The 24,389-nt window shown below is 32.5% G+C and carries 21 protein-coding genes and 2 pseudogenes; 13 read left to right on the plus strand and 10 right to left on the minus strand.

Annotated elements, in window-relative coordinates:
- Window positions 1–30 precede the first annotated feature (30 nt).
- The 10 genes and pseudogenes from HMPREF2715_RS12235 to brnQ all read left to right on the plus strand — a co-directional run.
- A pseudogene (locus HMPREF2715_RS12235) lies at window positions 31–137 on the plus strand (hypothetical protein); the annotation flags it as partial.
- Between the two features lie 191 nt (window positions 138–328).
- Window positions 329–988, plus strand: a complete 660-nt coding sequence (locus tag HMPREF2715_RS06270; RefSeq protein ID WP_070581375.1) for a response regulator transcription factor — start codon at window positions 329–331, stop codon at window positions 986–988.
- A complete protein-coding gene (locus tag HMPREF2715_RS06275; protein WP_070581376.1) occupies window positions 985–2,346 on the plus strand; it encodes a HAMP domain-containing sensor histidine kinase in 1,362 nt (453 codons plus the stop codon). Before HMPREF2715_RS06270 ends, HMPREF2715_RS06275 begins: the two co-directional genes overlap by 4 nt.
- Before the next feature lie 282 nt (window positions 2,347–2,628).
- Entirely contained in the window at window positions 2,629–5,433 is a 2,805-nt protein-coding gene (locus tag HMPREF2715_RS06280) for a 2-oxoglutarate dehydrogenase E1 component (RefSeq protein ID WP_070581377.1), read from the plus strand.
- Window positions 5,434–5,448: 15 nt separating this feature from the next.
- Window positions 5,449–6,720: a dihydrolipoyllysine-residue succinyltransferase gene (gene sucB, locus HMPREF2715_RS06285; protein ID WP_037551432.1), complete on the plus strand. Its 1,272-nt coding sequence runs from the start codon at window positions 5,449–5,451 to the stop codon at window positions 6,718–6,720.
- 991 nt (window positions 6,721–7,711) lie between these two features.
- Window positions 7,712–8,518, plus strand: coding sequence for a VOC family protein (locus HMPREF2715_RS06290; protein WP_037551426.1), 807 nt, complete (start codon window positions 7,712–7,714; stop codon window positions 8,516–8,518).
- A 35-nt stretch (window positions 8,519–8,553) separates the two neighbouring features.
- Window positions 8,554–8,757, plus strand: coding sequence for a DUF6501 family protein (locus HMPREF2715_RS06295; protein ID WP_029376685.1), 204 nt, complete (start codon window positions 8,554–8,556; stop codon window positions 8,755–8,757).
- A gap of 150 nt (window positions 8,758–8,907) precedes the next feature.
- Complete coding sequence (locus HMPREF2715_RS06300) at window positions 8,908–9,699, plus strand: ATP-binding protein (RefSeq protein ID WP_037551425.1); 792 nt, start codon at window positions 8,908–8,910, stop codon at window positions 9,697–9,699.
- 12 nt (window positions 9,700–9,711) lie between these two features.
- Entirely contained in the window at window positions 9,712–11,601 is a 1,890-nt protein-coding gene (locus HMPREF2715_RS06305; RefSeq protein WP_070581378.1) for a vWA domain-containing protein, read from the plus strand.
- Between the two features lie 128 nt (window positions 11,602–11,729).
- A complete protein-coding gene (brnQ, locus tag HMPREF2715_RS06310; protein ID WP_070581379.1) occupies window positions 11,730–13,073 on the plus strand; it encodes a branched-chain amino acid-like transporter carrier protein BrnQ3 in 1,344 nt (447 codons plus the stop codon).
- Between the two features lie 76 nt (window positions 13,074–13,149).
- Here the strand turns inward: brnQ and HMPREF2715_RS06315 are convergent, their stop codons facing one another.
- Genes HMPREF2715_RS06315 through HMPREF2715_RS06325 form a run of 3 tightly spaced genes read right to left on the minus strand, consistent with a single transcriptional unit; the run spans window position 13,150 to window position 15,263 of the window.
- Window positions 13,150–14,319, minus strand: a complete 1,170-nt coding sequence (locus HMPREF2715_RS06315; protein ID WP_070581380.1) for a toxic anion resistance protein — start codon at window positions 14,317–14,319, stop codon at window positions 13,150–13,152.
- 26 nt (window positions 14,320–14,345) lie between these two features.
- Window positions 14,346–14,972 (minus strand): 5-bromo-4-chloroindolyl phosphate hydrolysis family protein, encoded by a 627-nt coding sequence (locus tag HMPREF2715_RS06320; protein ID WP_070581381.1) that lies wholly within the window; start codon window positions 14,970–14,972, stop codon window positions 14,346–14,348.
- A 21-nt stretch (window positions 14,973–14,993) separates the two neighbouring features.
- Window positions 14,994–15,263, minus strand: coding sequence for an acylphosphatase (locus tag HMPREF2715_RS06325; protein WP_037551418.1), 270 nt, complete (start codon window positions 15,261–15,263; stop codon window positions 14,994–14,996).
- 163 nt (window positions 15,264–15,426) lie between these two features.
- On the opposite strand from HMPREF2715_RS06325, the gene msaA reads away from it, so the two are divergent.
- From msaA to HMPREF2715_RS06340, 3 genes and pseudogenes are all read left to right on the plus strand, one after another.
- Entirely contained in the window at window positions 15,427–15,735 is a 309-nt protein-coding gene (msaA, locus tag HMPREF2715_RS06330) for a regulatory protein MsaA (RefSeq protein ID WP_037551417.1), read from the plus strand.
- Window positions 15,736–15,939: 204 nt separating this feature from the next.
- On the plus strand, window positions 15,940–16,140 hold the full coding sequence (gene cspA / locus HMPREF2715_RS06335) for a cold shock protein CspA (protein ID WP_002433901.1): 201 nt from the start codon (window positions 15,940–15,942) through the stop codon (window positions 16,138–16,140).
- 249 nt (window positions 16,141–16,389) lie between these two features.
- Window positions 16,390–16,878 (plus strand): annotated as a pseudogene (locus HMPREF2715_RS06340) (IS30 family transposase); the annotation flags it as partial.
- Window positions 16,879–17,182: 304 nt separating this feature from the next.
- Here the strand turns inward: HMPREF2715_RS06340 and lysA are convergent.
- The 7 genes from lysA to HMPREF2715_RS06375 form a co-directional block, all read right to left on the minus strand.
- Complete coding sequence (gene lysA / locus HMPREF2715_RS06345) at window positions 17,183–18,448, minus strand: diaminopimelate decarboxylase (RefSeq protein ID WP_070839664.1); 1,266 nt, start codon at window positions 18,446–18,448, stop codon at window positions 17,183–17,185.
- 2 nt (window positions 18,449–18,450) lie between these two features.
- A complete protein-coding gene (locus tag HMPREF2715_RS06350; RefSeq protein WP_070581383.1) occupies window positions 18,451–19,527 on the minus strand; it encodes an alanine racemase in 1,077 nt (358 codons plus the stop codon).
- A 6-nt stretch (window positions 19,528–19,533) separates the two neighbouring features.
- The gene (locus HMPREF2715_RS06355; RefSeq protein ID WP_070581384.1) at window positions 19,534–20,685 is read right to left on the minus strand and encodes a M20 metallopeptidase family protein; all 1,152 of its coding nucleotides are present in this window, start codon (window positions 20,683–20,685) and stop codon (window positions 19,534–19,536) included.
- Window positions 20,686–21,003: 318 nt separating this feature from the next.
- A complete protein-coding gene (gene dapD / locus HMPREF2715_RS06360; RefSeq protein ID WP_070440012.1) occupies window positions 21,004–21,723 on the minus strand; it encodes a 2,3,4,5-tetrahydropyridine-2,6-dicarboxylate N-acetyltransferase in 720 nt (239 codons plus the stop codon).
- A gap of 39 nt (window positions 21,724–21,762) precedes the next feature.
- Entirely contained in the window at window positions 21,763–22,488 is a 726-nt protein-coding gene (gene dapB, locus HMPREF2715_RS06365) for a 4-hydroxy-tetrahydrodipicolinate reductase (RefSeq protein WP_070581385.1), read from the minus strand.
- Window positions 22,488–23,372, minus strand: a complete 885-nt coding sequence (gene dapA / locus HMPREF2715_RS06370; protein ID WP_070581386.1) for a 4-hydroxy-tetrahydrodipicolinate synthase — start codon at window positions 23,370–23,372, stop codon at window positions 22,488–22,490. The genes dapB and dapA overlap by 1 nt, the downstream gene beginning before the upstream one ends.
- Window position 23,373: 1 nt before the next feature.
- Entirely contained in the window at window positions 23,374–24,363 is a 990-nt protein-coding gene (locus HMPREF2715_RS06375) for an aspartate-semialdehyde dehydrogenase (protein WP_011275809.1), read from the minus strand.
- Window positions 24,364–24,389: the final 26 nt, after the last annotated feature.

Here is a 24,389-nt window from a genome sequence, read left to right on the forward strand (position 1 = left end):
ACGGGCATATAAAAGGGGAATAACTTGAAAATGACCAATCCTTTAAGAACGAAATATATGTGGGGGGAATTGTCTTATTCGGTATTGATAATCATTTTCAAATATTATTATACATCATTGATAATCATTGTCAATTATAATTGCGAAAAATTCTCATTTAAATTTGATTATATCATTACAATTTAAATCCATTCTCTAATTTCAGTCTTTACTGTGATAAAATATAGCTTATATTATAAGAATATGCATTCGAAAACGCATCATTGATTTAACTCATTCTAGTTATTTAAAATATGATTAATACATAATAAAAGAGGTAAAAATAATAATGACTAATATACTTATTGTAGAAGATGAACAAAATTTAGCCCGCTTCTTAGAACTAGAACTAACTCATGATAATTATAGTGTAGATATAGAATATGAAGGACAAGCAGGGCTCGATAAAGCATTAAGTAATAATTACGATTTAATTATATTAGATTTAATGTTACCAAATATAAATGGCTTAGAAATATGTCGCCGTGTCAGACAAGAACAATCAACGCCTATCATTATTATTACGGCTAAAAGCGATACATATGACAAAGTGACCGGTTTAGATTACGGTGCTGACGATTATATTGTAAAACCCTTTGAAATTGAAGAACTATTTGCACGCATTCGTGCAGTACTCCGTCGTCAACCTCAAAAGGATATCATTGATATCAATGGCATTAAAATAGACGTCGATGCTTTTAATGTCACAATTAATGGAGAACAGTTAGATTTCACTAAAACTGAATATGACTTACTATATTTATTAGCAACCAACAGAAACCGTGTACTACAAAGAGAACAAATCTTAGATCGTGTTTGGGGCTATGACAGTGAAGTTGAGACGAATGTCGTAGATGTTTATATTCGATATTTACGCAACAAACTTAAACCTTATGGTAAAGATAAAACGATTGAAACCGTTCGTGGTGTTGGGTACGTGATTAGATGATTAAAAAGGGTACTTTAAAATATAAGTGGATGATGATTACAACGTTAATCATGTTTAGCACAATTATTCTTTTCTGTCTTGTTATAATCTTCTTTTTAAAAGATACCTTAAGAGACGGTGAGATTGATGAGGCTGAACACAGTTCAAATGATATCGTTAATTTAGTAGAATCACGATCTATGAATAATATTACTACATTAGATTTGACTGCTATGTTGGAGAATTTTGAAGAAGCCATCATTTACGATCGAAATGGTAAACAATTAATGCAATCCTCAAATGAAAATATGATTAATTTTAAACCTGATATTGATTTTGTTGATCCTGAAACGATTCAAATTTCAAAGCATAATGGAATCCCTTACTTAATTATTACAGAACCAATACATAGTGGACGTTTTGAAGGCTATAGTGTTTTAATTCACTCCCTTGAAGGATATAACAATGTCGTTCGTTCTCTATATTTTGTAGCCATTGCATTTGGTTTGTTGGCAACTTTCATTATGGCGGGTATTAGTTATATTTTTTCAACGCAATTAACTAAGCCACTCGTAACCATGTCGAACAAGATGATTCAAATACGACGAGATGGATTTCAAAATAAACTTGAACTCAAGACGAACTATGAAGAAACAGATAATTTAATCGATACCTTTAATGATATGATGTACCAAATTGAGGAATCATTTAACCAACAGCGTCAATTTGTTGAAGATGCTTCTCACGAGTTACGCACGCCGCTACAAATCATTCAAGGTCATTTAAATTTAATTCAACGTTGGGGTAAAAAAGACCCAGCTGTACTTGAAGAGTCTCTTAATATTTCATTAGAGGAAATGAATCGAATAACGAAGTTGGTTGAAGAATTATTATTATTGACTAAAGACAAAGTTAATATTCAGTCATTAGAATTTGAAGAAGTAAATATTAACGAAGAAATTCGTTCACGTATTAAATCTTTAAAACAATTACATCCAGATTATCAATTTAAAACGCATCTATCAAAGAAACCATTAACATTACAGATTAATCGCCATCAATTTGAACAGCTATTACTTATTTTTATTGATAATGCAATGAAGTATGACAAAGATAATAAGCAAATCGAGATAGCTACTCAATTAAGAAACAAACAAATTAGTATTGAAATTACAGACCATGGTCTTGGTATTCCTAAAGAAGATCAGGAGTTTATTTTTGATCGTTTTTATAGAGTTGATAAATCCCGCGCAAGAAGTCAGGGTGGCAATGGCTTAGGGCTTGCAATTGCTGAGAAGATAGTACAACAATATGGTGGATATATAACTGTTGACAGCGAAGTAAACCAATATACAACGTTTAAAATTATATTTAAATAAATGTTTAAATCGAAGCTGGGACAATTAAGTTGTTCCGGTTTTTTAATGCATAACTTTCTTTCAAATAATCATCTACAATTAAAATACTCATTCAAACTATCTCTATTTCACATTTTCAGAAAAATTTCCCATCAATTTTCACACAAAATCATATAAATTCAAATTACTAGATTTAGTATTTTTGTTTTTTCCATAATATTCAGTCAATGGACTTTATCAAAGCCACAAATAGTGCTATTATTGACTTGTAAGCGGTTTAACTATTTTGTGGAGGGTAATACTATGGCAAAGGATAACAAGGATGTTACAGAAGCTCCTGTAAACTTCGGTGCTAACCTAGGTTTAATGTTAGATTTATACGATGACTATCTACAAGACCCTAGTTCAGTGCCTGATGATTTACAAGTTCTTTTCAGCACTATTAAAAATGGCGAAGCTCATGTCGCAGCTAAGTCAACCACTGAAGGGAGTGGTTCATCAGCGGGCGATGGTACAATTAAGCGTATTATGCGCTTAATCGACAATATAAGACAATACGGTCACCTTAAAGCTGATATTTACCCTGTTAATGCTCCTAAAAGAACTAATCTTCCTAAGTTAGAAATTGAAGAGTTTAACTTAGATAAAGAAACATTAGAAAATGTCTCAGCTGAAATTGTATCTGATCATTTCAAAGATATATATGATAATGCTTACGAGGCAATTGAAAGAATGGAGAAGCGTTATAAAGGGCCGATAGCCTTTGAATATAATCATATTAATAATAATAAAGAACGTACGTGGTTAAAACGACGTATTGAAACACCATATAGAGCTAATATCAATAATGATGAAAGAAAAAAATTATTTGATACTTTAGCGCATGTAGAAGGCTTTGAAAAGTATTTACACAAAAACTTTGTTGGTGCTAAACGATTCTCTATTGAGGGTGTTGATACATTAGTTCCAATGTTACAACATACATTAAAACGTGCTGCTGAAGTTGAAATTAACAATATTCAAATTGGTATGGCACACAGAGGTCGTTTAAATGTTTTAACTCATGTGCTAGAAAAACCATATGAAATGATGATTTCTGAGTTTATGCACACAGATCCTATGAAATTCTTACCAGAAGATGGTAGTCTTGAACTAACTGCTGGATGGACAGGAGATGTGAAGTATCACTTAGGTGGTGTGAAGACAACTTCTTCATATGGTATTGCACAACGAATTTCATTAGCTAATAACCCAAGTCACTTGGAAATTGTTGCGCCAGTGGTAATTGGTAAGACACGTGCATCACAAGATGACACAAAACACGCAGGTAAACCATCTACAGATTTCCATAAAGGTATGCCAATTATAATTCATGGGGATGCTGCATACCCAGGACAAGGTATTAATTTTGAAACAATGAATTTAAGTAACCTAGATGGTTATTCAACTGGTGGTGCCTTACACATCATCACAAATAATAGAATTGGATTCACTACGGAACCAGTTGATGGACGTTCAACAACATATTCAACTGATATTGCGAAAGGTTATGACGTACCAATTTTACATGTAAATGCAGATGATGTTGAAGCAACAATTGAAGCTATTGATATTGCAATGGAATTCCGAAAAGAATTTCATAAAGATTTTGTAATTGATTTAGTTGGCTATCGTCGTTACGGGCATAATGAAATGGACGAACCTTCGATTACAAATCCACTTCCATATCATAATATTCGCAAACATGATTCAGTTGAAATTATTTATGGTAATAAGTTAGTTGAAGACGGCGTTATTTCTAAGGAACAAATGGAAGACGTAATGGATAAAGTTCAAAAAGAAATGCGTGCTGCTCAAGACAAGATTGATAAATCAGATAAAATGGATAATCCAGATATGGAAGGACCTGAGTCATTGCAAGAACCTTTACAAAGTGATGATAAGGATTTCTCAGTAGATCATCTTAAAGAAATTAATGATGCTATGCTTTCATATCCTGAAGATTTCCATGTACTTAAAAAGCTAAACAAAGTTCTTGAAAAACGTAGAGAGCCTTTCGAAAATGAGAATGGTTTAGTAGACTGGGCTCAAGCTGAGCAACTTGCATTTGCAACGATTGTTCAAGATGGCATATCTGTTCGATTAACTGGACAAGATAGTGAGCGTGGTACGTTCAGTCATAGACATGCTGTATTACACGATGAAGAAAATGGTGATACATTCACACCATTACATCATGTTCCTAATCAAAAAGCCACATTTGAAGTTCACAATAGTCCATTATCTGAAGCAGCTGTCGTTGGCTTTGAATATGGCTATAATGTTGAAAATAAAAATAGCATGAATATTTGGGAAGCTCAATACGGAGACTTTTCTAATATGGCTCAAATGATGTTCGATAATTTCATGTCATCAGCACGTGCTAAGTGGGGAGAAAGAAGTGGTTTAACGCTATTCTTACCTCACGCATTTGAGGGGCAAGGACCTGAACACTCTTCAGCACGTTTAGAAAGATTCTTACAACTAGCAGCTGAAAATAATAGTACAGTTGTTAACTTATCTAGTTCAAGTAACTATTTCCATTTACTAAGAGCACAAGCTAAGAGTTTAGGTACTGAAGCTATGAGACCATTAATTGTAATGTCTCCAAAAAGCTTATTAAGAAATAAAACAGTTGCTAAACCAATAGATCAATTCACTTCAGGTGGTTTCAAACCTATTATTGTCGAGGATGGAAATAAAGAGAAAGTGACTAAACTTGTATTAGCATCAGGTAAAATGTTCATAGATTTAAAAGAACATTTAGCTAAAAATCCTGATAATTCAATTTTATTAGTTGCAGTTGAACGTTTATATCCATTCCCTGAAGGGGAAATTAAAGAAGTATTAAATGAATTACCTAATCTTGAAACAGTATCTTGGGTTCAAGAAGAACCTAAAAATCAAGGCGCTTGGTTATTCGTTTATCCTTATTTAAAATCACTTGTAGGTAACCAATTTAATTTAAGCTATCACGGTAGAATTCAACGTGCAGCGCCAGCTGAAGGTGATGGAGAAATTCATAAACTTGTTCAAAATCAAATTATTGAAAGTAGTATTGAAAAATAACTAGGGGGAAATATTATGCCAGAGGTAAAAGTTCCAGAATTAGCAGAATCTATAACAGAGGGTACCATTGCAGAATGGTTAAAAAATGTGGGAGATAGCGTTGAAAAAGGCGAAGCTATCCTAGAATTAGAGACAGATAAAGTAAACGTTGAAGTTGTTTCTGAAGAAGAAGGTGTACTTCAAGAACAATTGGCTTCTGAAGGCGACACTGTGGAAGTCGGCCAAGTTATCGCAACTGTTGGCGAAGGTAGTGGTAATGCTTCTTCAAGCAAAGATGAATCTTCAGACCAATCTCAATCTGCGAACAATGATGAAGCGACTAAACAATCAGCTCAACCAAAAGAATCTCAATCAAATAATGAAGAAACACAATCCAACCCTAACAATCAACGTGTTAATGCAACGCCATCAGCTCGTCGTCATGCACGTGAAAACGGTGTAGATTTAAGCACTGTTTCTGGAAAAGGAAACGATGTTGTACGTAAAGATGATGTCGAAAATAGCCAAAAAGCAGCTCAATCCCAATCTTCTCAAGAAGCAAGCAAAAAAGAAGAACCTAAAAAATCTACAGGTTCACCTAATAAACCTGTAATTAGAGAAAAAATGTCTCGTAGAAAGAAAACAGCTGCTAAAAAATTATTAGAAGTTTCTAATAATACAGCAATGTTAACTACATTCAATGAAGTAGATATGACAAACGTAATGGAATTACGTAAACGTAAAAAAGAACAATTTATTAAAGATCATGATGGTACTAAACTAGGTTTCATGTCATTCTTTACAAAAGCTGCAGTTGCTGCATTGAAAAAATATCCTGAAGTCAATGCTGAAATCGACGGCGATGATATGATTACTAAACAATATTATGATATAGGTGTAGCTGTTTCTACTGATGACGGTTTATTAGTTCCTTTCGTACGAGATTGTGATAAAAAGAACTTTGCAGAACTTGAAAGAGCTATTGCTGACTTAGCAGTTAAAGCAAGAGATAAAAAACTTGGTTTAGATGATATGGTTAATGGATCATTTACAATTACTAATGGTGGTGTATTTGGTTCAATGATGAGTACACCAATTATTAATGGTAACCAAGCAGCTATTCTAGGTATGCACTCAATCATTACTCGTCCAATTGCAATTGATAAAGATACAATTGAGAATAGACCAATGATGTATATTGCTTTAAGTTATGACCATAGAATTATTGATGGTAAAGAAGCAGTAGGATTCTTAAAAACGATTAAAGAATTAATCGAAAGCCCTGAAGATTTACTTTTAGAAAGCTAAGCTCAAAGGAATATAACCTCAAACTAATATTGATACAACGGCGTCACATCGTCGTTGTATTTTTTGACTCTATAATAAATTGGACTGATGACTAAAAATCATCAGTCCAATTTTTATGTTTGAATACAAAAATGGCGCAATTACCTCTATAATTATTAGCTACCAAACAAAATAAAAAAGAAAGGTAATGCGCCTATGTGTAAGTTATATTAAATACATAAAAAAACCAAAGATGATATTCAATTAATATTATATAAGCAGTGCTAAGACTATATTCAATGCCCTTAAAATAAATCGAGGTGTTATAATGAAGAACAAATAAAATTAAGAGTTATAGTTCACAAAATGCCAAGTGCACGAATAATTAAGGAAAAATGGAAAAGAGAAACAAGAAATGGATAAGTTACTTGGAATATATAAATCAATCACAAAAGAAGCTGATTTATCTAAAATTGCCATATAAGTCTCTGATGAAGAGTTAGAAGATATATTACTTGGCCGAAAATAAATAACACTCATTTATAAAAGTTCATAAGACATTTGTATAGAAAATTCAGATTGTGATTTTTAGAGAACAGCAAATAAAGTATTTAAGTAATTAGCGTTTATATTATTGACTAATTATGGAATAGATAATTCTTATAATAATTATTACATCTCTTAAATAATCCAACTATTATATTATAAGTATAGTCATTACTAATTGACTAAAAAACGAACTATTTTTAATTATATAAAATTAAATCATTAGTTAAAAGGCATATTTCAAATCACCCCCTACCTTATAGAATAAGGGTAGGGGAGGACTTGTTAATATTTATTATAAATTTGTATTTATATTCATTATACGAATTTTATCAAATTTATATTTCTCTTCGTATGTATTTTTTGAACTCATTAAATTAACGGTCCATTATATAGTTCATGATATAAATCATATTTAAAATGCGTTATAATAATTAAGAAAAGACAAATATTAGGGGTGTCATGCATGAGTGGACTTAGAAGTGTCACATTAGGGACAAGTGATCTTTCTAAAACAAATAAACTATTTAAAGATATTTTAGGACTAAATGTAGCATCTAAAAATCAAGCTTTACGTTTTGGTGATGCAGATTTAAGTCCAGGTACACGAATACATTTTGTTGAAGTGCCAAATTCTGAATATGAAAATCAACATATCGCTAGTGTTGGTTTGAGAACGCCGACAGATTCAGGATTGGATGAGTATCAAACGATTTTTAAAGATAATCAAATTCAAGCAAGTGAAATTACTGAGTTAAACGGTAATAAGCATTTTAATTTCGAAGATAGCAACCATCAAATTTTTGATATTTATTCGAATGAACATAATACGGGCGTCGGACTAGGCACACCCACTTTTGATAGTACAGTAAATCCGCTACACCAAATTCAGGGACTTGGTCCTATCATTATTAAAGTTAATGAATTGCCAGTTACAGCATCTATCCTAAAGAATGTATTTAACTTAACTCATTATGCTGAGTACGAATCAACAGAGTTTCCTGACCAAGTGATACAAGTATTTCAAATTGGCGAAGGTGGTTTAGGTGGTGAACTTCATTTATATCAGCCTAATGAACCTATTGAATTAAAAGAAGAAGGCATCGTTGAGCAAATTGAATTTAGTGCAAATTCAGTTGAAGCATTCAACAATGCACAAAAGGAATTAGATGACATTGGCATTCCTTATCAGACATTAAATCAAGGCGATGCTCAATCACTACGTATTACTGAGAATAGTGGCATCTCATTTATTTATACATTAGAAAAGTAAAACAATAATTATATGGAGGCATGAATTTTATGGCAATGTTACATGAAACATGGAAAACACGTACACCTATTAAAAAAGTTGAAGTAATTAATACAGATGCTAAGAAATTTACAGTTTCTGATATGTTAACTGTTGGAAAGCAATATGATGTTATTAATGAAACTGAGGAATACTATCAAATTATTGATAATTCTGGTTTAGTCGGTGGTTATTATAAAACGTACTTTAAAGAAGTATAGTATCAATAATTAAGCATGTTCATGATTTAATCAAGACTTGGGGGTTATTTTGAAAAAGTGATGTAACCGTTGAAATATACTCAACATTACTTTTTCAATGCAACTTCTTAGTCTATTTTTCATTTTAAAGAAGGAGAGTAAACTACAAAAATGATTAAGAATCAATATATTAATTCAGATGAATCCGTATTTAACGATGCTAAAGCATTATTTAATTTAAATAAAAATATATTACTTAAAGGGCCAACAGGTTCTGGTAAAACCAAATTAGCGGAAACACTTAGTGCAGCTGTTAATACACCAATGCATCAAGTTAACTGTTCAGTAGATTTAGACGCTGAAAGTCTACTTGGTTTTAAGACAATTAAAACAAACGAACAAGGTCAACAAGAAATTGTTTTTATAGATGGTCCTGTAATTAAAGCAATGCGTGAAGGACATATCCTTTATATTGATGAAATAAATATGGCCAAACCTGAAACCTTACCAATACTAAATGGTGTTCTAGATTATCGTCGTCAACTTACAAACCCATTCACTGGAGAAGTGATAAAAGCGGCGCCAGGATTCAACGTTATTGCCGCAATTAATGAAGGCTATGTAGGTACACTTCCTATGAACGAAGCTTTGAAAAACCGTTTTGTTGTTATTCAAGTAGATTATATAGACGGTGAAATATTAAAAGACGTTATTAAGCAACAAAGTCAACTTCAAGATGATGCTATTATTGAACAAATTATCAAATTCAATGAAGATTTACGTACAATGTCTAAACAAGGACAAATTTCTGAAGAAGCAGCTAGTATCAGAGCATTAATAGATTTAAGTGACTTAATTACTGTAATGCCAATTGAGCGTGCTATTCAACGCACAATTATCGATAAATTAGAAGATGAGCGTGAACAACAAGCAATAAAAAATGCGATTGAATTAAACTTTTAGAGAGGGATTATTATGAGCGATCGTTTTATCAAATTTAATGATGAGCAATTAGATGCTAAGCAAGTTATGATGCTACAGGACTTAGCGCGCTTACTTCTTAAAAATGAGCAAACACAAGTTAAAATTCAAAAATTCCCTTACTATGATCCAATTAATAACATATTGATCACAAGTTGGTTCTGGTCGCACCGTCCCGAGCATATAGAGAAAGCCGGACTTAAAACTGACGTGATGCTCGCAGCTTATGGGTATCAAATGATGGATGAATCTATTGTGAATGAAGTATTACATGATAATGAGTTTGAACACCCTAAGTTTTATCAGCAAATTTTTAGATTACTAGAAGATATGCGCGTGTTTAATCATATTCGTAATGAACGCCCAAGTACTTCTAAATTAATAGATTTACGTTTACAAACGAGATTGTCTTATACTGAATCTCAAATTAAATTCTATAAAACTAAAACTGTGTATACTGATTTACTATTTTTATATTTAGAAAAAGCATTTCTTAGTCAGAATTTCTTTGATATTCCAATGATGCATTCACAATTAGACGATATTTTGAATTCTATGTTTCAATATCTGCCTAACTTTTTCCAAAATGAAACATCAGAAGATAATATGTACTTAGCTCAACGTATCATGTTCCAAATTGATGATATGTTAACCAAAGATATGTTAAATGAATATTATCATCTCCCTCGTCGTGTATATGAGGCAATCCATGAAATGACGTTTGATGAGTTAAAACGTACAGATGCGAGTAATGTAGATGGAAAAGACAATACCTCTGAGGATACTGACTCTGAGACTGCTGAAGCTGAAACGAATGCCCAAGATAGTAAATCAGAAGGCGGTGCTTACCTTGAAATGGAACTTCATGAGGGCGAGAATAGTGAGGTAATAAGTGATAATGATACTGCTCGTGAAGGTGATTCTACAGACGATATGACAGACATGATGACCAAAAAGGGTCGCGGTTCTGACAATACATTAAATAATGATGAAGGTGGCTCTATAGGAGAGAATGCATCATTCGCACTTAAAGGGATTAATGAAAATGTAGAAGTTAAATGGAATGTTCCCGATATCGAACCGGATTACTTATTAGAGTATCAAAATGTTAAAAACGATGTTCAATTTGAAACTAAGGATTTAATTCAAATTATCAAGAAAACTATTGATCGCGAACATGTTGATGAGCGACATAACCTTACTAAAGGTCGTTTGCAAAGAGATTTAACAAATTGGTTTATCGATGATCAATATAAATTATTTTATAAAAAACAAGATTTAAGTAAAACGTTTGATGCCACTTTTACTTTATTAATTGATGCATCTGCAAGTATGTTCGATAAGATGGAAGAGACAATCAAAGGGGTTGTTCTTTTCCACGAAACATTGAAAGCATTAAATGTTAAACATGAAATACTTGCGTTCAATGAAGATGCATTTGATTCTGATGATCGTAAACAGCCTAACATCATTGATGAAATTGTTCATTATGATTATTCAACCATGGAAAAAAGTGGCCCTCGAATCATGTCTTTACACCCACAAGATGATAACCGTGATGGCGTAGCTATACGTATTGCTAGCGAACGCTTGCTAAGAAGAAGTCATAATCAACGTTTCTTGATAGTATTTTCCGATGGTGAGCCTTCAGCCTACAATTATGCACAAGATGGTATTTTAGACACTTATGAAGGTGTAGAAATGTCCCGCAAATATGGTATTGAAGTATTTAATGTGTTTTTGAGTCAAGATGTTATAACAGAAGATATTGAACAAACCATTCATAACATTTATGGTCAATACGCATTATTTGTAGAAGGTGTAGAAAATTTGCCGAGTCATTTATCGCCATTACTAAAAAAATTACTTCTAAAATCATTTTAATAGATATATGATTTCTATTTTAAATATTTATCAACTTTTCAAATTTTCTGAAATCACATAGACTTGTAAATCCTTTTTATGCTAGAATGTTTAATATTGCAAACATACACATAAAAAGGAGCAATTCTATGAATAAGAATACTTGGATAGTAGGATTTACATTATTCGCTATGTTTTTTGGCGCAGGTAATCTTATTTTCCCACCAAATTTAGGCCAAGATAGTGGTCATTTCTTTTGGCCAGCAGTTATCGCATTTTGTTTAACAGGAATCGGCTTACCATTGTTAGGCGTTATCGTTGGCGCATTAGATAAGCAAGGCTATGTTGGTTCATTAAATAAAATATCACCTAAATTTTCTGTAATATTTTTAATTATTATATATTTAACAATAGGGCCTCTGTTTGCAATTCCGCGTACAGCTTCGACTTCATTTGAGATGACTGTGACACCAATTGCTCATACGAATAGTAATTTAGTGTTATTTATATTCACTCTTATCTATTTCCTAGTCGTTCTTTACCTATGTATAAATCCAGGTAAAATTGTAGATCGTATAGGATCTTTATTAACACCATTATTATTAATAACAATTTTAGCAATGATTATTAAAGGATTTGTTGATTATAATGGTAATGCACCATCTCATGGAAACAAGGTTGATTACAATTCAGCTATTGGAAGTTTCTCAAAAGGCTTTACAGAAGGGTATTTAACTATGGATGCAATCGCAGCAATTGCTTTTTCAATGATAGTAGTTAACGCGATAAAAGCTACAGGGGTTAAACATGCAAATCAAATATTTAAACAAACAGTTATGTCAGGCTTAATTGCAGCCATAGCGCTTGTATTTATATATGTTTCATTAGGATTTATAGGCAATCATATGAACATTGACAGTGCGACACTTAAAAATCTGACAGCTAAAGATCAAAATGTTGGTGCTTATTTATTAACAACAATGGCGGCGAATGGTTTTGGTGTCTTCGGTAAATATTTATTGGGTATTATCGTTGCACTCGCTTGTTTAACAACTGCTTGTGGCTTAATTGTATCTGTAAGTCAATATTTTAATAGAATATTCCCTAAAGTTTCATACAAAGCTTATGCAATATTCTTTACTTTGATTAGTTTCATACTGGCAAATTTAGGTTTAAATGCTGTAATTTCTATGTCAGTACCAGTATTGAGCGTTATTTATCCTATAGCAATAACTGTTGTATTACTAATTTTACTTGCACGATTCATTCCAACTAAACCAGTTGCACAGCAAGTACCAATTGCAGTTATTAGTATTGTTTCAATATTAAGTGTTATAAGTACTAATGGTTGGGTGAAGATGTCATTTATAGATGCTTTACCGTTAAAGCAATATTCTTTAGAATGGTTTCCAATAGCAGTAGTCGCAACTATTATTGGATATGTCGTTGCTAAATTCGTAAACCAAGACCATATTGTTTATCAAAAAGAATAGCTATCTAAACGAATTAATTATAATAAAAAAGCACATCATACTCATTTTGAGTTGTGATGTGCTTTAATCATTTTAGCTATTCCTTCTTCATCGAAAGTAAGTGTTGTTTTAATTCATCTTCTAAGCCAACAAGTTCTTTCTCAGCTTCTTTACGCTTTTGACGACCATTTTGTTGGATTTGAAGTGTTTGTTCAATTGTTTCAATAATATCACTTTGTGTTGTTTTAAGTGTTTCAATGTCTACAATGCCACGCTCATTTTCCGTAGCAGTTTCAATGGCATTTTGTTTTAACATAGCCGCATTCTGAGTAAGTAAATCATTGGTTGTATCTGTTACGGCACGTTGGGCAGACACTGCATTACGCTGTCTCATTAACGTAAGGGCAATTGCCATTTGATTTTTCCAAAGTGGAATACTTGTAAGAATAGAACTTTGAATTTTCTCAGCCAATGCTTGATTAACGTTTTGAATCATGCGAATTTGTGGTGCAGTTTGTATTGCAATTTGACGAGATAATTGTAAATCATAAATACGCTTATCTAAGCGATCAACAAATTGCTCCATATCCGCTACGGCTTGTATATCCATTTGATTACCAGTTTGATTGGCAAGTTCTTGTAGTTTCGGAATGTCGTTCGTTTGTATTTCATGTTTTTTTCTTTTAGCGGCGACGATATATAAATTAACATCATCAAAGTAATCTTTATTTTGTTGATATAATCCATCTAATAATTTGATATCTTTTGATAGATTATTTTTGTGTTTATCAAGCTGAATTGTAATTCTATCAATTTGGGAACTTACTGATTGCATCCTAGAAAACACTTCATTAATTGAAGCTTTGGTACGTTTAAAAAAGCGCTTAAGTTTGGATTGTTTCTCTGGATTTAACTCATCAGGATTTACAGCTTTTAACTTAGTCATTAATTGATTAAGTGAATCTCCAACAGGTCCAATATCTTTAGTCTGCACTTCATCCAGCATTTTATGTGAGAATTGAGACATATTTTCTTGCAAATGTGAGCCATATGATAATAGACCATCATTGTCTAAAGGTTTAATTTGTTGACTAATACTTTCAATTTTTTGCATTTCTTTATCATTGAATTGTTGCTGAAAATCATCTAAAACTGTATTTTGATTCGCTAGACTGACATTGCTATTATTATCTAGGTTTTTTAGTTGTTGTTGTACTATATAATCATCTAATGGATGTGAGTTGTTAAATTGATCATTTCGAGGCATTTAAAAAATCGCTCCATTTCTTTATTCTAGTTATCTTTATGACGTTTTTGTTCTAATTTGTTAATTTCCATTTCAACATCTAGACGCTCGTAATCATCTTCATTGATTCTCTTCAGATCAGCAATCAACGTACGTTTAACTTCATCTAAAGTTATACGAGTATGTTCTAATTTTTGTTTTTCTTCAATAGTTTTTTTCGGCATTTTTGCTAATCGAGTATATGACTCTATTAAATTTAGCGCATTATCTATATGCGAATAAAAGAAACTCTCTACTTTAAAAAACATTGCTGGCCTTTGTTTAACAGCAAAATGAATTGATTTTGAAATCCTATATATATCATTGATTTGTCTGAAATCTTGAATAGATCTTACATTAACAAATGATTTTAATATTGTTCGTATCTTATCTTGTGTTTGCTTTAAATGGTTGCTTACGTAATGATAGTCTCTTCGTGAAAGACCAATTTTTGTTAAATACTTCCTAGACGTGAGTCGTTGAGTAGGGAAGTAGGACACAAAAAACATCCCAATACCAACCAAAGCGTCAATAATAAATGAAAGATCAAAGCTAAATACGCTGACCATCCAAGATACCATAGCTACTGGAATTCCTACAATTACGCCTAAAAGTCGAGAAATATTATATCTCAAATTACATCTTCCTTTTTATATTTAAATCGATTTAAAATCAGAAAAATCTTCACTCACATTAGTATCTTCAAGCTCATAGTGTGTAACATGTGAAGCAGGTGATGCACCCTCAGTTACAGCATTAATAAACTGTTGGATGTCATCGTCATTACCTATTGCATATATTTCAACATAATCATCTACATTCTGGACAGTGCCTAGAATATGATACTTATTCGCTAATCTTTGTGTATAATATCGAAAGCCTACACCTTGAACCGTCCCAAACACTTGTAAATGCTTTTGCTTCATAGTATCACTCCTTATACTTATTATACGAAGTTTTATACTAAAAAACTAATAATTACTATGGAATAAATAGGCTATCGGACAAAAGTATGAGACATTATATTTTTAATTCAGATATAAAATAGTTAAAATAATTATTATAGGCTAATTGAAAGGGGAAATATATATGTGGACAGTTGCCAAAATTAGAGCTGACTATGAGGGATGGTGGTTATTTAGTGACTGGACAGATAAAATTATAGAGCAATATCAATTTACTTCATATGATGAAATGCTAAACTACTACATTAACATAATTTCAAAAAGTAAAGATTATTACGATAATTATGTTGTTGGAAAATACAATATTCATGCGTTTTATAACAATTGCGATTTAAACTTTTGTGAAGATTGTGAAGAAGATTTACAAATATTTTATAGTTTTATTGTATTAAATAATAAAGAAGTATATTATAATCTACCAAAAATTAATTAAAAGATAATTTTCTATAATTGTATTGCAATTTGGTAAGAACTAACATATAATTATTATTAAGCAATGGTTTTATTCCATATTGCAAAGAATATCTGTAAGAGTTATATATAGCGTTTTGTTATTAATACATAATTGTCACATGTATTTTTTGTAATATGCGAATAATGCATATTGAAAGAATTTAGTCTTGGAGGTTTCAGAATTATGAAACAAGGTACAGTTAAATGGTTTAACGCTGAAAAAGGTTTTGGTTTTATCGAAGTTGAAGGTGAAAACGACGTATTCGTACACTTTTCAGCAATTAACCAAGATGGTTACAAATCATTAGAAGAAGGTCAATCAGTTGAATTTGAAGTAGTTGAAGGCGATCGCGGTCCTCAAGCTGCAAACGTTGTTAAACTATAATAAATAGATTGTAAAATATTGACTTTAGTAACACCTTACCAAGATGTAGGGTGTTTTTTTATTTTTAAGTTAAAATTGCTTAAGAAAAAAGTTCTACGAAAAATGAGATTAATGAAACTATCAATTTGTTTCATTAATCTCATTTTTTATAAAGAAAGTTTGTTTTTAATTCAATAGTACAAAATACAATATCATTTTTATTATATATATTATTATGCTGATAAGTAGGAGAAAGGAGAAGTGATTATGCAAGAATTTGGTCATCTTGAAGGTGACACTATCATTGGCCGTAATCATGGGAGTGCTGTCATAACCTTAGTAGAAAGAATCACTAAGATGATTATCACTATACGACCTCAAAGCCGTAAGGCAGATGATATTGAAGATGCTCTTCACTCTATGTTTTCAGCTTTACCTCCTCATATATTTAAATCGATTACTTTCGATTGTGGTAAGGAGCTCTCCAACTGGAAAACAATCTGTAACCGATACGATATCTCGATATTCTTTGCTGACCCCGACACTCCGTCGCAATGTGGATTGAATGAACATTCTAACGGGATACTTAGACGCAATGGATTAGATAAAGAATTAGACTTTAATTCAGTCACTGATGATCTTATCATTAGTGTTGCTCAAAATATAAATCATCGTCCCAGAAAATCGCTGGGCTATAAAACACCATTGGAAGTATTTATGAGTTTCATCGAAGATGAGAAATTGTCTAGTTTATTTTGACAAACGAAATTATTAAAAGATACTAAATATAATCATTATTTAATGACAAATTTGATAGTAATATTAGCTTTCCAAAAAATTTATTAATAATGAGTGTTATTACTTTATTATACATAGTAGTTATATATCTTGTATCAAAACTTATTTTTAAAAAATTACAATATTAGTAATCATATATCTTAATAATAAAATTAATTATTAAGATATTAAAAACCTACGTAGCAAAATTTATAAAGTCTACGTAGGTTTTAAGTTTAAACTTCTCTTTTAACATTCTTAAGAATTATTTTTTTATTGTTAATTTTTATTTAGTGTCGTTAATAATCAATTGACGTAATGATTGGCGTTTAATAACTTCACGTGCTTTACCATCTTTTATGAAAAATACAGGTGGTTTATGCATTTGGTTGTAATTAGAAGCCATTGAGTAATGATATGCTCCTGTAGAAAGAATCGCTAGGTAATCACCACGTTGAACAGAAGAAGGGAGTTTTGCATCACGAATAATGATGTCACCTGATTCACATAATTTACCAGCAATTGTTACTGTTTCATCAGCTTCTTCATGACGGTTTACTAATAATGCTTGATATTTGGCACCATATAATGCAGTTCTAATGTGATCGCTCATGCCACCATCAATTGAAACATATTTGTTTACTTCAGGAATTTCTTTAATTGTACCTACTTCGTATAAAGTAATTCCAGCTTCTCCAACAATAGAACGGCCTGGTTCAATACCAATTTCCGGTACTTCATAATTTAGACGTTCAGTTTCAGCTTTGATTGCATCTGTAATTTCTGCAATACCTTCTTCAATAGGGAAGCTTACGTCTCCTTCAACGTATTTGATACCGAAACCTCCACCTAGATTAAGTAATTCAACTTTGATATCATTTTCAGAAAGCCAGTTAAGCACAATCTTAGCAGTTTCAATCATCGCTTCAGTTCCTTCGATTTGAGAACCAATATGGAAGTGAATACCTTTTAGATGTAAACGTTTAGAGTCGCTCACTTTATTAACCGCTTCAATCGCTAAGCCATGGCGAATTGATAAACCGAATTTACTATCTTCTTGGCCAGTTTGAATAAACTCATGCGTATGTGCTTCAACACCAGGATTTACGCGTAATACTACATTTACAGTGTCGCTCGCATATCTGTCGATTAAATCAATTTCCTCAAGTGAATCGATAACAAAATAACCAACGCCACTTTCTAAAGCGTATTGTATTTCACGTTTAGTTTTGTTATTTCCATGAAAGTGGATCTTACTTGGGTCAAACTTTGCTTCTAATGCAGTATATAATTCACCTTCAGAAACTACATCTAATTGTAAGTCTTCTTCTTGTACTAATTTGACCATTTGGATACATGTAAATGCTTTCGAAGCATATGAAATATTATATTTCAAACCGCTTTTTTGAAAAGCTTTATGGTATCTACGCATTTGATTGCGAATTTCATCTTCGTCATAAACAATAGTAGGGGTACCAAAACTTTGAGCAAGTGTTTTTAAACTTGTACCTGCCATAGTTAATTCACCATATTCATTATATTTTAATGCCATTTTTATCTATACTCCTTTATGAGAGAATCATGATTCATCGCACTAAGTTGTTCTGAGTTAGCGCCTACACCTTTGAATGTATATTCATCAATGCGTATATCGTTATTATATAATATCACTTCATCTTGTGCATGGACTTCATCATCAACTTCTACAAACATGTGACTCATCATTAATGCGCGAATAGGGTAGCGTTTACCTTTAATTAAAGCTTCATGTTTAGCTCTCGATTTAAGAATACCATCTCCATAGCCTACATCTACAACTGCTAATCGCGTATGATCTCTTGTAGCTTCAAATGCAAAACTATACCCACAATTATCTCCATCATTCACTTCACGCACTTGTATCACATTACCTTTTACAGTAAGAGATTGTTTAATACTATACTCATCTAAATCACTATATGGTCGAGAACCATACAATGCAATGCCTACACGCGCATGTGTATGATAGGGTAAAAGTTTCTGACCTTCACGATAGTAACTTGCACTATTTTGCGCATGAATTAAATCAAATTGATAACCCTCATCTAATAAGGTATCGACTATATTTAACCATGCTTCACGTTCTATACTATACTCAGGCACATCAAATTCATCTGCATAACCAAAGTGCGTCCACAATCCACTAATAATCATTTTGTCTTCATTTGAGTTAATATAATGATCATTGAGTACTTCTCTAATTTCTTCTAATGTTTTAAATCCTGAACGATGAAGTAAATTTTCAAATTCTAAGTGCACTTTGATACCATTCAAATCATTCTTATATTTGTAATAATAGGCTAATGACGGTAAAGTCATTTGTATTTGATATTTTCTTACTTTTTCAAAATCATAAACAGCGTTCATTAAGAATATAGTGGCATCAGGTGCTATTTCTCGTACTTTAATGGCTTCTTTTAAAGAGGTAGTGCTGAATGTATTAATTCTAGCTTTTAAAAAAGTAGTAACAGCAAACTCCAAACCATAATGATAAGCGTTGTTCTTCACCACAGCCATAATTGAATTATCATTTTTAACTTTAATAGCATTTTGTAAAAACGCTTCTTTATCGACGGACCATATTGCTGTCAATGTGAATTACTCCTCTCCATAATGCATTAATAATTGTTCATAATAATTTGCTACATAGATTAATACTTTCTCATCAAAATTAAAATGAGACGTATGAAGTCCAGTCACATAACCTTTGTCTTCATTACGCGTACCAACGAATGCAAAGTAGGCAGGGGCTAACTGTTGACCATAGAAGCTAAAGTCTTCACCAAATAAAAATGGTAGGGGTTTATCTATAACTTCTAGATTTGCAGCATTAATTGCTTGTTCTACACTCGCACGCAATTTAGGGCTGTTCATAGTAGGTGGGTAGCCTTCTTCAAATTTCACTTCACAATCCACATTAAATAATAAGCTTACACTCTCAGCAATTTTATGCATTTGTGTTTTTACTACATTTAAATCATTTGGATCATAAGTTCGAATCGTTCCTTCTAAATATCCATGGCTAGCTACAGTGTTAATAGCTTCTCCAGCTTCAAAATGACCCATATGAACAATATTTCGTTTTAAGCCATTAAGATGATACTGTTGTATTTGTCCTACTTGATTTAGAACGTGTAGAAGGGCTTCACCACAGGAATGACCTTGCTCTTTATCTGCAACATGACTTGATAATCCTTTTAAGAAGAAGCGATATTCAGTTGCACTTGCTGTAATTTCTTCATCACGGATAACAACTTGTCCTTCATCGGCAAATGGATTAACATGGATGCCAAAAACAGCTTCTATTGGATAGTTATTAAACGCACCTGCTTTAATTAGACGATTCGCTCCGCCACCAGTTTCTTCGGCAGGTTGGAAGATGAATACAACGTTGTGTGGAAGCGTTCCTTTATCGAACATTTCTTTGCAGCGTTTAACAAATAACATTAATGCCGTTGTATGTCCGTCGTGACCACATGCATGCATTACATTATCCGTTTGACTTCGATAATCGACATCATTTTCTTCAAAAATTGGTAACGCATCGATATCCGCACGAAATGCAATGGTATGATCACTATTACCGTTTAAGTATGCTATTGCACCAGTTTCAAGAGGGCGCTCATATGACACTCCTAATTCGTCTAAAAACTGTGTGATGTATTTTGTCGTCTCGAATTCATGTAAACTTAATTCTGGATGTTGATGTAAATGTCTTCTATGTTTAGTTACAAACTCTAATTCACTCATCATATCATTCCTTTATTAACTTAATTTGTCTTATTAATATTGTAACTTATTTCATCTTTTTATGTATGAGGTGATATTAATTTAAAATAGTCTTAATTTTGAAATAGAGTCGCATGGATTATTTGTCCACTGCTTGGGTCTATTGGTAAAAATTCTAAATAAATACGCTTTATTATGCCAAATCCACTCTTCATAAGAATAACTAAAACTGAGAAGGGCTCAGTTAAGCGCCTTCTCAGTTCAATAAGGCCATTGTGATTATGCAATACAGCTATAAAATAGTCTTTTGTCATTACCACTCATCAAATACTCATATCATTAGTCATTTAATTTTCTTAATGCTGAAACAATTTCACGTTTAGAGTCTTCTACTTCCGAAGTTTGTTTAATCACTTTAGCAGGGGTACCAGCTACGACTGCACCAGCTGGAACATCTTGAGTAACAATAGCACCTGCAGCGACAATCGCGCCTTCGCCAACATGAACACCTTCTAAAATGACTGCATTAGCACCAATTAATACATTATCATCTATGACTACTGGTGAAGCACTAGGAGGCTCAATTACGCCAGCTAGAACTGCGCCAGCACCTACATGCACATTCTTACCAGTTGTCGCACGACCGCCTAATGTAGCATTCATATCAATCATAGTTCCTTCACCAACTACAGCACCAATGTTGATTGTTGCGCCCATCATAACGACAGCACCGTCTTCAATAATAGCTTGTTCACGTATAAATGCACCTGGTTCAATACGCGCATTTGTGTTTGTTAAGTCTTTAAGTGGAATTGCTGAATTACGACGATCCATTTCAATTTCTAACTCAGTAATTGTATTTTGATTTGATTCATAGAATGGTTTCCAATCATCGGCTTCACAAAAGATTACTTTAGAATTGTCGGAACCAAATACTTTAAAAGAATCAGGGAAGGTAACACCATCAAAATTACCATTAACATATACTTTTAATGGTGTAGATTTTTTGGCGTCACTAATATATTGAATAATTTCCTCAGCTGATAAATGTTGTACCATAATTTAAGTCTCTCCTTAATATTTTCTAGATTTTATATCTTATAAGTTGTCAAACGTGTAATAACCGCTAGATTGGTTTATTAATTTTTCAGCAGCAGTGATTGCTCCATTTGCAAAAATATCTTTAGACTGTGCTTTATGTGAGATTGTAATGGTTTCATCTGTTCCTGCAAATAATACATCATGTTCACCTACAATAGTCCCACCACGAATAGAGTGAATGCCAACTTCATCTTTAGTGCGTTGTTCTGTATGTTCATGTCGATCATAAACTGGTGTGATATTTTGGCGTAAGTCTTTAATAACATCATATATTTTTACTAATGTACCACTAGGAGCATCTACTTTTTTATTATGATGTGCTTCAGTCAACTCGATATCATAATCTTGAAGAAGTGGTACAGCTGCTTCTAATATTTTAGTTAAAGCATGTACACCATAACTCATATTTGCACTAAAGAATATGGGCATGTTATGGCTTAATTCATTTAACTTTTCAACTAATTTTTCTTTTTCACCTGTAGTAGCTATAACTAAAGGTAATTGAAACTCTTCTTCAAGAAGTGGTAACAATAGATTAGGATTTGAAAAATCAATCGCTACATCCGCTTCATTTTGTGCATCAGCAATGTGATCATAGTGTGTATATGGTGTTGTCTCATTTTTTCGAGGTTCAATAACACCTATAATTTCATGACCTTTTTCCTCTGCTAAGCGAGCTACTCTTTGATTCATTGCACCGTAACCAATAAGTAAAATTTTCATTAAAGTTCACCTGCTTTAAACTGTTCAAATGCATTGATTAAGACTTTGGCATCTGCATCTTCTAACGGAAGAAGTGGTAAACGCAATTCATAATTACCAAAACCTAAATGACTTGTTAACGCTTTAATTGGAATAGGATTAACATCTACAGAAAGGGCATCTAATAATTTACTAATTGGTTCGAAATCGTTTGAAATATCTTGTCCACTTTGTTTAGCATCATATAAAGCTTGGAATTCTTTAGGAATTGCATTTGCAATAACTGAGATAACACCATTGCCACCTCTTTGATAAAATTCGACAACATTATCATCATTACCACTATATAAAGCGAATTCTTCTTGATTGATACGACTTTTAACGTCTTCATAATATTCAAAGTCATTTGTGGCATCTTTGATTGCAACAATATATTGGTTATGACTTAATGTTTCAACTGTCTCTGGTTCAATTGTCATATTTGTACGAGAAGGTACATTATATAGTACAACTGGCAATTCAACTTCATTCGCAATCGTTTCGAAGTGTTTAACTAAGCCACGTTGATTTGTTTTATTGTAGTAGGGGGTAATTAACATAATTGCATCTGCACCAAGTGCTTTAGCGCGTTGAGATGCTTGAATTGATTTGGCAGTATTATTCGTACCTGTACCTGCAATAATAGTCACACGATGATTAACTTGCTTTATAACTGACTCCAATACTTGTTCTTTTTCTTCTTCAGTTAAAGTAGAGCTCTCAGCTGTAGTTCCATTAACAATAATTGCTTTTACACCATTGTTTAATAGGAAATCTACATGTCTCTCTAATGCATTATAATCAACTTCATTATTTGTGAATGGGGTAGCAAGTGCTACTCCCACACCTTCGAATAAATGTGGCATATTATCTAGCTCCTTTTAAATTGATTACTTGCTCTAATACTTGTACTGCATTCAATGCTGCACCTTTCAATAAATTGTCAGATGTGCACCAAACGTGGAATGTATTATCTAATGAGTCATCTCTACGGATACGGCCTACAAATACTTCATCTCTACCAGTAGAGTTAAGTGCCTGAGGATATTCATTTTTTTCAGGATTATCAACTAATACAACACGTTCGTCTTTATCAAATAAATCTTTAATTTCCTGTACAGTTGCTTCCTTATCTAAAGTAACGTCAATTTCAACACTATGACTATCTTGTACTGGAACACGTGCACATGTTGCAGTTACTTTTAATTCAGGCTCATGTAAAATCTTGCGTGTTTCATCAATCATTTTTTGTTCTTCTTTTGTATATCCATCCTCTAAGAATACATCAATATGTGGTAATACATTATTATAAATAGGGTGAGGATACGCTTCTGGTTCTTTACCATTTGCACCTTCAGCTAAATCTCTTTTACCTTTAATACCTGAACCTGAAACAGCTTGATAAGTTGTATATGCAACACGTTTTAAACCAAATTGATCTTGTAATACTTTTAATGGTACTACTGATTGAATTGTAGAACAGTTAGGGTTGGCAATAATGCCGCGCTTAAATTCAGGTTGATTTACTTCAGGTACAATTAAGTCAATATCTTCAGTCATGCGCCATTGACTAGAGTTATCGATGACAATTGCACCTGCCTTTTCAAAGATTGGGGCGAATTGTGCACTTGTGCCACCACCGGCACTCATTAGAACGTAGTCAAATTTTTCACTTGCTGCTTCTTCTGTTAATTCTTGTACAACATACGTTTGGCCTTGAAATTGAACTTCTTTTCCTGCTGATCTAGCTGATGAGAATAATACTAACTCATCGAACTTGATGTTTTTGCGATCAATTGTTTCTAACATTTTTGTTCCAACTAAACCTGTTGCTCCGACTACTGCTAATCTTGTCATAAAAGTCACTCCAATATCATTTGTTT

The sequence above is a fragment of the Staphylococcus sp. HMSC062A01 genome, from assembly GCF_001836805.1.
GTDB classification, from domain to species: Bacteria; Bacillota; Bacilli; order Staphylococcales; family Staphylococcaceae; genus Staphylococcus; species Staphylococcus haemolyticus.